This is a genomic window from Priestia sp. YIM B13491, from assembly GCF_042787605.1.
Lineage (GTDB): Bacteria > Bacillota > Bacilli > Bacillales > Bacillaceae_H > Priestia > Priestia megaterium_E.
Genome location: NZ_JBHZOR010000016.1, coordinates 39,599 through 50,847, shown reverse-complemented (window position 1 = coordinate 50,847; position 11,249 = coordinate 39,599). Strand labels below are relative to the sequence as shown.

Here is an 11,249-nt window from a genome sequence, read left to right as displayed (position 1 = left end):
GCCCGAGAGGAGTCGAACCCCTAACCTTTTGATCCGTAGTCAAACGCTCTATCCAATTGAGCTACGGGCGCTTCTTATGATGTTTACCGCCGTTGTTTTGGCGACTTTATTATAATATCATTTCTGTTTTCTTATGTCAACACTTTTTCAAAAGTTTTTTTGGTGCGGCCGAGAGGACTTGAACCTCCACGGGGTCGCCCCCACTAGGCCCTCAACCTAGCGCGTCTGCCATTCCGCCACGACCGCTAAATACATAAAATGAATAAGATGCGGGTGAAGGGACTTGAACCCCCACGTCGTAAAGACACTAGATCCTAAGTCTAGCGCGTCTGCCAATTCCGCCACACCCGCAAGAAATGAAAATGAGCCATGAAGGACTCGAACCTTCGACCCTCTGATTAAAAGTCAGATGCTCTACCAACTGAGCTAATGGCTCTTTATGGCTGGGCTAGCTGGATTCGAACCAACGCATGACGGAATCAAAATCCGTTGCCTTACCGCTTGGCGATAGCCCAATAATTTAAATGGCGGTCCCGACGGGAATCGAACCCGCGATCTCCTGCGTGACAGGCAGGCATGTTAACCGCTACACCACGGGACCATCCAAAATTATGTATAAAACAGTCAAATGGTGGAGGATGACGGGATCGAACCGCCGACCCCCTGCTTGTAAGGCAGGTGCTCTCCCAGCTGAGCTAATCCTCCACAAATATGTAAATGAAAATCAATGGTGACCCGTACGGGATTCGAACCCGTGTTACCGCCGTGAAAGGGCGGTGTCTTAACCGCTTGACCAACGGGCCATTATAAAATGGCGGAGAAGGAGGGATTTGAACCCTCGCGCCGCTTACACGACCTACACCCTTAGCAGGGGCGCCTCTTCAGCCACTTGAGTACTTCTCCATATGGCTCCACAGGTAGGACTCGAACCTACGACCGATCGGTTAACAGCCGATAGCTCTACCACTGAGCTACTGTGGAATAATATTTATCAGACTTCTTACATTGTAATCGACATTATATGTAATGTCAATAAGTTTTTGTAATTTATTTGCCGTTTATTTGAGACGGCTTTATTAATTTATCATAATCAATCTATTTTAGTCAAGCATCTTCTACATTTTTTTTAATTTACCTTTACACTTTCCACAAACATATTTAACCGTGTTCACTTTTCTTTTTCGAACATATTTTTGATCGCACTGCATACATACATATATGTGCTCTTTTTTCTTTCCATCACTTTCTTTTTTCAATGCCTGACAAAATCGGGGGGCCCCTACTTCTTTCATTAGGCTTTTAAAGTCTTGATCTCCATGCTTATACCCTTTCCCCTCAATATGTAAATGATAGTGACAGAGCTCATGTTTAATGATTGCTACTATTTCTTGTGTGCCATATTGTTCAAAGTATTTGTAGTTTACTTCTATATTAGATGTACGTAATAAATACCTTCCACCTGTCGTACGTAAACGAGGATTAAAAGTGGCTTCATGACGAAATGGTTTGTGAAACAACTTCAATGAAATTTCTTCTACAAGTATTTGTAAATCCTTATCATTCATCTTATATACTCCTCTACTGTATGAAATCACCTGACTAGCTCTTTGGGCATACACTTCATTACATACTCACTATTTACCTTATCATAAATGAAAAGGAGTGATTGTCCTTATGCCAATGTGGCTACAAAAACAAATGAGGCGCGCTTATTCTGAAAAAGACCGTGCACAAATAAAATTGCTCAATCAATGTTGGTTTTTTTATCAAAAAAATAACTCCGCTTCTTAATCACTTCTTTTTAAAAATAAAATTGCCTTTTCAGAAAATCTGAAAAGGCAATTTTATTATTGATGGGGCGGAATCATCGTCAATGCGACTCTTCCTTTTTTCATATCTACGTCTTCTACCCACACATTCACCAAATCTCCTACTGAAACGACATCGAGGGGGTGCTTAACGTACCGATTCGTTAATTTAGAAATATGGACTAGACCGTCTTGCTTAACTCCTATATCGATGAACGCTCCGAAGTCTACGACGTTTCGCACCGTACCTTCAAGCTGAATACCTTTGGCAAGATCCTCTAGCTTCAAAATATCCTGACGGAGCAAAGGTTTTGGCAGTTCATCACGAGGATCTCTTTCCGGTCTTACGAGCGCTTCTATAATGTCTTTTAAAGTAAGCTCCCCTATACTTAGTTCTTCTGATATTTCGGGTAAAGAAATATGTTTTAATGCTTCTTTTACTTTCTCCGTTCCAAGCTCAGTCTCTTTCACTTCAGCTTTCTTTAAAAGCTTTTTAACGTCTCCATATGTTTCAGGATGGATACCCGTTCTGTCTAAAGGTTCTTCACCTTCTATAATACGTAAAAACCCAATACACTGCTCATACGTTTTAGCACCTAGACGCGGAATTTTCTTCAGCTGTTTTCGGTTAGAGAATTTTCCGTTTTCATCCCGATATTTTACAATGTTTTGAGCAACTGTCTTATTTAGACCAGCAACGTATTGTAGAAGCGAAGCAGAAGCCGTGTTTGCATTTACTCCTACCTGATTTACTACTGTCTCTACAACAAAAGTCAGTGAATCATTTAATTGCTTTTGAGACACATCATGCTGATACTGCCCTACTCCTACCGACTTAGGATCGATTTTCACAAGTTCAGCCAGCGGATCTTGCAGCCTTCTGGCAATCGATACAGCGCTTCGCTCTTCTACTTGAAAATCAGGAAATTCCTCTCTAGCAACATCAGAAGCCGAATATACGCTTGCTCCTGCTTCATTCACAATCAAATAATAAACTGGGTTTTCAATTTCTTTAAGAACATCCGCTACAAATTGCTCCGTTTCGCGAGATGCCGTTCCGTTTCCAATGGCTACTACTTCAATAGGGTATTCAGCGAACATTTTCTTTAATTTATTTTGCGCTTCAGCTGCTTTTCTCACAGGAGGATGTGGATAAATAACATCAATTTTTAATACCTTGCCTGTTTCATCTACTACAGCTAATTTGCAGCCGGTTCGAAAAGCTGGATCTACTCCTAATACCACTTTCCCTTTCAATGGAGGTTGGAGAAGCAGTTTTCGTAAGTTTTCAGAAAAGATGTGAATGGCTCTTTCTTCCGCTTTTTCTGATAGCTCTTTACGGATTTCGCGTTCAATAGATGGTTCTATTAAGCGTTTATAAGCATCTTCTATAGCTGAGATAATATAACTTTCGGCTGAAGAATCCCTTTTTTTGATTACTTGTTTATGTAAATATGTAAGAATACGATCTGTAGGCGCATCAATACTCACTTTTAAAATGCCGTCTTTTTCTCCTCTATTCATAGCTAAGATACGATGAGGAACGATTCGCTTTACTGCTTCTGTATATTCATAGTACATTTCATAGATATTTTTTTCATCTTTTTCAGGATCTTTGACTGAAGTAACAATTATGCCATCCTTTACAGTGGTCGTACGAATCCATTGACGATAAGATGCTTCGTCAGAAATTTGTTCCGCTACAATGTCTAGGGCTCCCTGAATAGCTTCTTCAGAAGATTGAACTCCCGCTTCTTCGTTTATGTATGTTTTCGCTTCGTTCTTCACGTCGGAACGTGGAAAACTTAGTAGCCACTGCGCTAATGGTTCAAGACCTTTTTCTTTTGCTACAGTTGCTTTTGTACGTCGTTTTTGCTTAAAAGGGCGGTATAAATCTTCTACTTGCTGCAATTTCTTCGCTTGGTGAATTTGAGCAGCCAGTTCCTCAGTTAATTTTCCTTGCTCTTTAATTAATCGAAGAACTTCCTCTTTACGCTCCTCTAAATTCATTAAATAGTTCCAGGAATCTAAAATATTCCGAATTTGGACTTCATCCAAAGCACCAGTTTGTTCTTTTCTATATCGAGCAATAAAGGGAACTGTATTACCGTCTTCTACTAAAGCAATTACGTTTTGTACTTGCTTTTGTGAAATCTCCACCTCTTTACTTACACGCTGAACAATTTGATTATCTAATTTCGTTGCAACAGACACAGCTTATCCTCCTACCTAAATGAAACTTTGTCTCTATTGTAACAAAACTCACATGCAATAACACATGTGAGCTAAAAAGAAAGGCTATGCGGTTGGAAGATGACCAGCGATATACGTAATATCGTCATTATGAGATCGAATAGCTGCCTGTAGCCGTGTCGACAATTGATCTACATTCATCGAGTTAGCAAAAACAGATTTAATCTCTTTTAATTCTAAGCCATCTGTATGAATCAAAAATTTAGAACCGGAGTCATATGGGAAGGTTTGTGTGCGGAACTTTTGAATTTTCCCTGATAAAAAACCTTGAATTGGCAGAGGGTACGTTAATTTCCCCTCCGGAGAATACAGATAAAAGCGGATATTACCTACATTTGTATAATGAAATTCGTTATGTTTTTTATCAATTTTCAAAATAGCTACTGCTGCGCCTCTTGTATGTCGAGTAGCTTTGTTGCACTTAGAAATGATCTCATCCACATCTAGATGATGATGAGCTTTCGCTACATCCGTAACAGCTACAGAAGCGGCTCTGGCTTGTTCACCGCTTCCTAATCCATCTGCCACTGCACATAGAAAATAGTCATCCGTTTCTTTGACATAGTAACTATCTCCACAACATATGTTCCCTTGCTTTGGTTCTTGGTATATATGAGTTTGAATCGACTTTGTATTAGGGTCTACTGTCATCACGACATATACTCCGAATCGTTAGAATCTGAGCGAGCTGCAGTCCTTAGCTTATCAAGCGCTCTTCTTTGCAGTCGAGATACATGCATTTGAGAAATCCCTAACTTCTCACCGGCATCTTTTTGACTCAGATTTTCAATAAAGGTATAGCGAATCACTTCTTTTTCTCTATCGCTTAATACATGAAGAATTTTTTCTAACACTAACCGCTGATCAGTTTTCTCATAACCCGACTCTTGTTCACCTACTAAATCAAGGATTGTCACAGTGCTTCCATCAGAGTCTGCTTCAATGGAATGATCAACAGACAACGCTTGATAACTTTGCCCCATCTCCATCGTTTCTAAAATTTCTTCCTCTGTCACTCCGATATGATCAGCAATTTCTTTCACTTGAGGAGATCGCTGTAAACGGGTTGTTAGCTCTTCGACAGCTGCTTTAATTTTAGGACCTAATTCTTTGATGCGGCGCGGCACGTGAACACTCCACGTTTTATCGCGTAAAAATCGCTTAATCTCTCCAATGATTGTAGGAACAGCAAACGATTCAAAGCTTCTTCCAAATGAAGCATCATACCTTCTAATAGCTCCTAACAGTCCTAGCATCCCTACCTGCACAATATCTTCATGTAAGCTTCTGCCTTTTGAATAACGACGTGCAATAGATTCAACAAGGTTCTTGTAATGTACTACTAGATCACTTTGTGCTTCTTCATCCTGCGTTTTTTGAAAGCGCTCAATTCGTTCCTGAACCTGTTCTTTAGTTAATTTCATAGGTTGAGACTGTGTTTTCATCACTCTCCACCTGCTCTCTTTGCACATACTTAGTCATCATTAGCGTTACACCTTTTGAATTGACCATTTTCACTTCATCCATTAGTGTTTCAATTAAATATAAACCAAGTCCACCTTCAGGAAGAAATTCAACTTCTTTTGATGTTTCATAAGGTCCTATATGTTCCTTAAGCTCTTCAAAATTGAAGCTTTCACCTTTATCGACCACCATGATTTCTAAACGGTCATCAAATAAACCAAAACCTACTCTCACTTCACCATTTTCTTCACTCTTGTAAGCATGCTGCACGGCATTTGTACATGCCTCACTCACAGCAATTTTCATATCTTCAATTTCATCATAAGAAAAACCCATCCGGTTCGCTACACCAGACAGCGTCAGTCGAATAATCGCTACGTAGTCTGGCTTAGCAGGAATCTTCATCTCAACAAAGTCATAAGGCTGTTTCATTTTACGCCACCTTCTACTTGTGAATTCACGTTTAAAATGTCTGTGAGGCCCGTAATATCAAATAAGCGCTTGATGCGCTCTGATACACCAACAAATTTCAAAGAGCCGTTATTTTTCTTATTGGCTTTTAACAATGCAATAAATACACCTAGTCCTGTACTATCCATGTATGATACATCGGTTAAATCGACTATAATTTCTGGTTCGGTATGTTCAGTAATTTCCATGAACTTTTCTTTTAGCTTAGGTGCTGTATATGCGTCAATCTCTCCAGCCAGCTTAATACGATATGCTTGACCGTCCTTTTGTATATCTATTTTTAAATTCATCGTATTAGTAGACCCCCTCTAATTTTGTGCTATCTTTTCTGTACCCTTATTTAGAATACTTAAACTAAACTCTTCAAAATAATCAATGTAAAGTCATCCCTCAATTGAAAATGCTGTAATTTTTCCAGCTCTTTATATACAGATTCTACAATTTCTTGAGGAGACAAATGCATGTATTTTCGAATTAATTTTATGATGTCCAATCTTTCAATAAATCCTTCTTCGGTTCTGCATTCTGTTACGCCATCTGTTAACAGAACAATCATATCGCCTTTTGAAAGCTGCTGCTCGTACTGAAGATATTTCACATGGCGATCGACTCCTAGCACGAGTCCTTTTGCTTCCAAATCTTCAAATGAATCAGCTTTGGCATCATAATAAAAACCTGGTTCATGCCCTGCAGATGCATAATCAAATAAGTTTGTCTCGGGATTATAGCTTCCGTAGAACATCGTAATAAACATACTTGGATCTACGTTTCGCTCTACAATATTGTTCAAGTTCTCTAATACATAACTTGGATTTTTTCTTGAGTCCGGTAAGCTGTCCATTGCATACTTGATCATAGACATACACATTGCAGCTGGAATTCCTTTTCCGATCACATCGGCAATGGCAATACTTAACCCGCCGTGCTCTTCTTCTACAAAGTGAAAATAATCTCCGTTCATCTGTTTAGCCGGTACGCTAATCGCGCCAATTTCTAAAGTTGAACTAGCCGGAACCTTTGTCCCCAACAGCGTCTGCTGGACGTTAGCGGCAACTTCAATTTCAGAACGAAGTTCCCGCTGCTTATTTTTTAATGTTTGATGCTCACGAAGAGCAAGACCGTAGCTAATCATTACCTCAAGTAAAAAGTCCAGAGAATGCAGCACTTTTTCTGGAATATCAGAATAAATTTCTTCAATCACTTCTTTATGAATGCTCACAATATCTTCTGGCGATATTTCATTCTCTAAAGATTTTCTACTTAGTTTTTGTCCTTGATACAAAATTTGTTCATTTTGTGTTTGGATATAGTTCCCCAAAATATCTTTGTATAAATCTCTCATCTCTTTATCAAAAGACATTATCTATTTCCTCCTACCGGAGCCACTTAACTGCTTTAATCTCAGTACCTTCTCCGACATTTGTTTCGATGTCAAACTCATCCATCAATCGTTTTACCCCAGGAAGCCCAGCTCCTAGTCCACCCGATGTTGAGTATCCATCTTCCATTACTTTGCGAACGTCGGGGATACCTGGCCCTTCATCTGTTGCTACGACAAGAAGACCGTTTTTTCCTCCACGATTTAATTTCTCAATATAGATTTGACCCTTACCCGCATATAGGTAAATATTACGAGCTAATTCAGAAATGGCGGTTGTAATACGAGCTTGGTCAACTGTTCCAAACCCTAGCTCTTTCGACACATTTCTACCTAATTGGCGTGCCGCTACGATGTCCCATTCTGTTACGATTTTTACGCTGGATTGGAATTCCATATACTAATCCCCCAATTCCGATTGGAGTTTCTCAAGACCTTTTTCTAAATCGAGTGCAGTAAGAACATCATTTAGGCCAATCCCTAACTCAACAAGTGTAATAGCTACTGCAGGCTGGATACCTGTTAATACTACTCTAGCCCCCATCAAATTAGACATGCTAACCACGTCACCTAAAACTTTTGCGATGAATGAATCGATCATATCAATTGAAGTTAAATCGATTACCACTCCTTTTGCTCCAGTTTGATGAATTTTACTTAGCAAATCTTCTTGGAATTGAATAGCCGTTTGATCATCCAGCTCCCATTGAATGGATACCAATAAATAGTCGTACAATTTCAAAATGGGTATTCTCACGTTTATTCCTCCGATTCTATATCAACTATTTTCCGCTCAGTCATTTCTAACGCAAACTCTACGCCTTTTTTTAATGAATTTTTCGTAATAATTTCGTTTAAGTTAATACCTAAGTTCACAATAGTCTGAGCAATTTCCGGACGAATTCCTACTAACAAACACTTGGCTCCAACCAAACGTACGGCTTCAGCAGCTTGAATAATATGATGGGCAACCATCGTATCCACTACTGGTACTCCGGTAATATCTATTAATACGACCTCTGATCGGTGCTTTACGACACCTTGCAATAAATTTTCCATAATTTTCTTTGCGCGATCAGTGTCAATTGTTCCTACAAGCGGCATTACTGTAATTTTATCAAATACCGGTATTAATGGAGCAGACAATTCTTGAAGTGCAACTTTTTGCAACATAACTGTATTTTCCCACGAGTTGGAGTATTGTTCTACTATTTTGTTATAAATAGGGCTTAACCATTTGTCAAACCGATAGAATAATTCAGAATGAGTTTGGTCAGCCTTTACATGTTCACTGTTTACATACCCTTCGACCACTACGTGACCCAAGTTACGTACACCCTGTGTTAAATAAGCAAGAGGCCATCCTAAACTCACAACTCGTCCTACTACTTCCTCTAGTTCCTCTGCAAAATTTTCCTGATCACGGAATGCTTTTGCCAAAAGTAAATTTACAAAATCAGAGCTTACATTTACGTACACTTGCTCGGATACAATGTTTTTAATGCGCTCTGTTTCCACATCATTCATTAACACTAGCCATCGATCAAAAATTTCTGATTTATGATTTTGTATATAATTGAATAAATCTTGATTCATGAGGTCCTCCTTGTGAGTCAATACACTCATTTATATCTATATATATATTATCATTTTTAAAAGGTTTCTTATTACAATATACGTTTACTGATTATTCCTAGTCAAATTAAAAAAGTTGCTCATAAAGGAGCAACTTAGCATAAATGGAAGTATAATTCTAAAAGTCGATAAGTCCTACACTGATTTGCAAGGCTTCATCCACTCTGTCCATCATTTCATCATCTAAATGGGTAATCTTGTCTGTTAGCCTCTGTTTATCAATAGTACGAATTTGTTCTAGTAAAATAACTGAATCTCGCTCAAATCCATAGCGCTTTGCATCAATTTCAACATGCGTAGGTAACTTTGCCTTTTGAATTTGAGCAGTGATCGCAGCTACAATAACAGTTGGGCTAAAACGATTGCCTATATCATTTTGAATGACAAGTACAGGGCGAACGCCTCCTTGTTCTGAGCCAACAACAGGAGATAGGTCAGCAAAATAAACGTCGCCACGTTTGACTACCAAGTCATTACCCCCCGCTTACTAAACGATCCACAGTATGATCAGCTTCATACTCTGCTAGAAAAGCCTCGGAAGCAATATTTAAGTTTATCTTTGCCATCTCCATATATCCACGTCTCATTGATTCGCGAATATGGCGTTTTTTTCGCTCACGAAGGTACAATTTTGTTGCTTGGTGAATAAAATCACTTCGGTTGCCATTTTCTTGTTTAACCATAAGATCGAGCTCCGATACTAAATTTTTCGGTAATCTTACTAGGATTTCTGTAGTTGCGCTCGCTTCAGACACAAACATACACCTCCAACATCAATACACACACCAATAGTCTCATCTTTCCTTATCATAACATTGATTAGCTTTAATGGAAAGTTAATTCTGTCAATTTCTACACTATTATCGTCAATTGATACCCTCTTTTATGCATGGAAGTTATTATTTTATTGTCTTTTGTTCGCAGACTTTTTATGTTGACTCAGGAAGATGTATATTCAGCGCAAGATATAATTATTAACATCAATATGCTGCAAATCTCTTGTATAAACCCTCGGAACCCTTGCTGCAATCATGCAAGGGATTTCATAATTAATTGTTTCAAGATGCTTCGCTACTTCATCAATTGTAATTTCAGCATCTTTTTGTTTTCCAATAAATGTTACTCTTGTACCCATTTTATACATTTTAGGTAATTTAATCATCAATTGGTCCATGCAGATTCTACCAACAATTGGCACTTTAAATCCATCTACTAATACTTCAAAATTACTTAATTTACGAATCCAGCCGTCTGCGTATCCTACTGGGATAGTAGCAATCCATTCATCTTCTTTCGCTTCATAAGTAGCTCCGTAACTGATATGACTCCCTTTTTTGACTTTTTTAACATGCACGATACGGCTGTGCAGTGAAAAAGCCTGTTTTAACGGAATTGGCAAGACTTCTTTTAATTCCTCAGAAGGACTCAAGCCATACATAGAGATACCTAAGCGTACGCCATTAAAGATATCTTTCGGACGACGAAGCAAGGCTGCGCTATTTGCACAGTGAATCATCGGAGGTGTAAAATTATATTCTTTCACAATTCGAACCATTTCTTCAAAGAATGTGTATTGTTCTTCAAAATAAGATGAGTTTAGCTCGTCTGCTGTTGCAAAGTGTGTAAACACTCCATCCAGCACGAATCCCGAATGAGAAGCGATGATTTTCATCGTTTCGTGTAATTCTTCTTTTGTTCTAACTCCCAAGCGACCCATGCCTGTATCTATTTTTAAATGCATATGCAGCTGACTGTTTTCACCTAGAATGGACGCCGCTTCTTCAATCCAAGCTTTGCTATAAGCAGTGACTGTTATATCCCACTCCAATGCAGTTTGAATGTGTAGGGTAGGCACGGCGCCTAATACTAAAATGGATTCCTTTATTCCTTTTTTCCGAAGAGCAATAGCTTCATCCAAAAAAGCTACAGCTAGCATATCAGCCCCAGCTTGAAGCGCAATCTCTGCTACTTCTTTATCTCCATGCCCGTACGCATTCGCCTTCACTACGGCCATTAACGTTTTATGCCTCGGTATCAGTTCTCTTACATGATTCACATTTTGAAAAATGGCTTCTACATCAATTTCTGCCCATGTTTCTCTATAAAATGCATCCATTACTACGACACTTCCTTTTTTCAGAACCATTCTAAACGTACTTTCCTCTGTTAGTATAATACATCTATAGCCAAACTTCATCTCGATCTTTATTCAAATTAAGCAAGAACAAGCCTACATATAT

The 11,249-nt window shown here is 38.8% G+C and carries 14 protein-coding genes and 9 tRNA genes; 1 reads left to right on the top strand and 22 read right to left on the bottom strand.

The features are described from left to right. Window positions 1–160 precede the first annotated feature (160 nt). From ACFX4E_RS26395 to ACFX4E_RS26350, 10 genes are all read right to left on the bottom strand, one after another. Window positions 161–246: transfer RNA gene (locus ACFX4E_RS26395), tRNA-Leu, on the bottom strand. 22 nt (window positions 247–268) lie between these two features. Further along, window positions 269–351, bottom strand: a tRNA-Leu gene (locus ACFX4E_RS26390). A gap of 12 nt (window positions 352–363) precedes the next feature. After that, window positions 364–436: transfer RNA gene (locus ACFX4E_RS26385), tRNA-Lys, on the bottom strand. 4 nt (window positions 437–440) lie between these two features. Then, window positions 441–515 (bottom strand) — tRNA-Gln (locus ACFX4E_RS26380). Between the two features lie 10 nt (window positions 516–525). Further along, a tRNA-Asp gene (locus ACFX4E_RS26375) sits at window positions 526–601 on the bottom strand. Between the two features lie 28 nt (window positions 602–629). Then, window positions 630–705 (bottom strand) — tRNA-Val (locus tag ACFX4E_RS26370). Window positions 706–728: 23 nt separating this feature from the next. After that, window positions 729–803: transfer RNA gene (locus ACFX4E_RS26365), tRNA-Glu, on the bottom strand. Window positions 804–812: 9 nt separating this feature from the next. Continuing rightward, window positions 813–903, bottom strand: a tRNA-Ser gene (locus tag ACFX4E_RS26360). Window positions 904–906: 3 nt separating this feature from the next. Beyond that, window positions 907–981, bottom strand: a tRNA-Asn gene (locus ACFX4E_RS26355). A 134-nt stretch (window positions 982–1,115) separates the two neighbouring features. Further along, window positions 1,116–1,565 carry a SprT family protein gene (locus tag ACFX4E_RS26350; RefSeq protein WP_060745937.1) on the bottom strand — a complete coding sequence of 150 codons (450 nt, stop codon included), beginning with the start codon at window positions 1,563–1,565 and terminating at the stop codon, window positions 1,116–1,118. A gap of 109 nt (window positions 1,566–1,674) precedes the next feature. Here ACFX4E_RS26350 and cmpA point away from each other — a divergent pair, with 109 nt between their 5' ends. Beyond that, window positions 1,675–1,791, top strand: a complete 117-nt coding sequence (gene cmpA, locus ACFX4E_RS26345) for a cortex morphogenetic protein CmpA (RefSeq protein ID WP_013055014.1) — start codon at window positions 1,675–1,677, stop codon at window positions 1,789–1,791. Between the two features lie 56 nt (window positions 1,792–1,847). Here the strand turns inward: cmpA and ACFX4E_RS26340 are convergent, their stop codons facing one another. The 12 genes from ACFX4E_RS26340 to alr form a co-directional block, all read right to left on the bottom strand. Next, entirely contained in the window at window positions 1,848–4,022 is a 2,175-nt protein-coding gene (locus ACFX4E_RS26340; RefSeq protein WP_330534325.1) for a Tex family protein, read from the bottom strand. Between the two features lie 84 nt (window positions 4,023–4,106). Next, window positions 4,107–4,712, bottom strand: a complete 606-nt coding sequence (locus ACFX4E_RS26335; protein WP_034276828.1) for a PP2C family serine/threonine-protein phosphatase — start codon at window positions 4,710–4,712, stop codon at window positions 4,107–4,109. Continuing rightward, complete coding sequence (gene sigB / locus ACFX4E_RS26330) at window positions 4,712–5,506, bottom strand: RNA polymerase sigma factor SigB (RefSeq protein ID WP_013055011.1); 795 nt, start codon at window positions 5,504–5,506, stop codon at window positions 4,712–4,714. The genes ACFX4E_RS26335 and sigB overlap by 1 nt, the downstream gene beginning before the upstream one ends. Continuing rightward, a complete protein-coding gene (rsbW, locus tag ACFX4E_RS26325) occupies window positions 5,472–5,957 on the bottom strand; it encodes an anti-sigma B factor RsbW (protein ID WP_025753516.1) in 486 nt (161 codons plus the stop codon). The genes sigB and rsbW overlap by 35 nt, the downstream gene beginning before the upstream one ends. Next, window positions 5,954–6,286, bottom strand: coding sequence for an anti-sigma factor antagonist (locus tag ACFX4E_RS26320; protein WP_013055009.1), 333 nt, complete (start codon window positions 6,284–6,286; stop codon window positions 5,954–5,956). Before ACFX4E_RS26320 ends, rsbW begins: the two co-directional genes overlap by 4 nt. Before the next feature lie 59 nt (window positions 6,287–6,345). Beyond that, on the bottom strand, window positions 6,346–7,356 hold the full coding sequence (locus ACFX4E_RS26315; RefSeq protein ID WP_013055008.1) for a PP2C family protein-serine/threonine phosphatase: 1,011 nt from the start codon (window positions 7,354–7,356) through the stop codon (window positions 6,346–6,348). Window positions 7,357–7,369: 13 nt separating this feature from the next. After that, the gene (locus ACFX4E_RS26310; protein ID WP_013055007.1) at window positions 7,370–7,771 is read right to left on the bottom strand and encodes an anti-sigma regulatory factor; all 402 of its coding nucleotides are present in this window, start codon (window positions 7,769–7,771) and stop codon (window positions 7,370–7,372) included. Between the two features lie 3 nt (window positions 7,772–7,774). Next, window positions 7,775–8,131: an STAS domain-containing protein gene (locus ACFX4E_RS26305; protein WP_013055006.1), complete on the bottom strand. Its 357-nt coding sequence runs from the start codon at window positions 8,129–8,131 to the stop codon at window positions 7,775–7,777. A 2-nt stretch (window positions 8,132–8,133) separates the two neighbouring features. Further along, on the bottom strand, window positions 8,134–8,970 hold the full coding sequence (locus tag ACFX4E_RS26300; RefSeq protein WP_013055005.1) for an RsbT co-antagonist protein RsbRA: 837 nt from the start codon (window positions 8,968–8,970) through the stop codon (window positions 8,134–8,136). Window positions 8,971–9,127: 157 nt separating this feature from the next. Then, on the bottom strand, window positions 9,128–9,478 hold the full coding sequence (ndoA, locus tag ACFX4E_RS26295) for a type II toxin-antitoxin system endoribonuclease NdoA (protein WP_013055004.1): 351 nt from the start codon (window positions 9,476–9,478) through the stop codon (window positions 9,128–9,130). Window positions 9,479–9,482: 4 nt separating this feature from the next. After that, window positions 9,483–9,764, bottom strand: coding sequence for a CopG family ribbon-helix-helix protein (locus ACFX4E_RS26290; protein WP_013055003.1), 282 nt, complete (start codon window positions 9,762–9,764; stop codon window positions 9,483–9,485). A gap of 200 nt (window positions 9,765–9,964) precedes the next feature. After that, window positions 9,965–11,125: an alanine racemase gene (gene alr, locus ACFX4E_RS26285; RefSeq protein WP_434063773.1), complete on the bottom strand. Its 1,161-nt coding sequence runs from the start codon at window positions 11,123–11,125 to the stop codon at window positions 9,965–9,967. Between the last annotated feature and the right edge of the window lie 124 nt (window positions 11,126–11,249).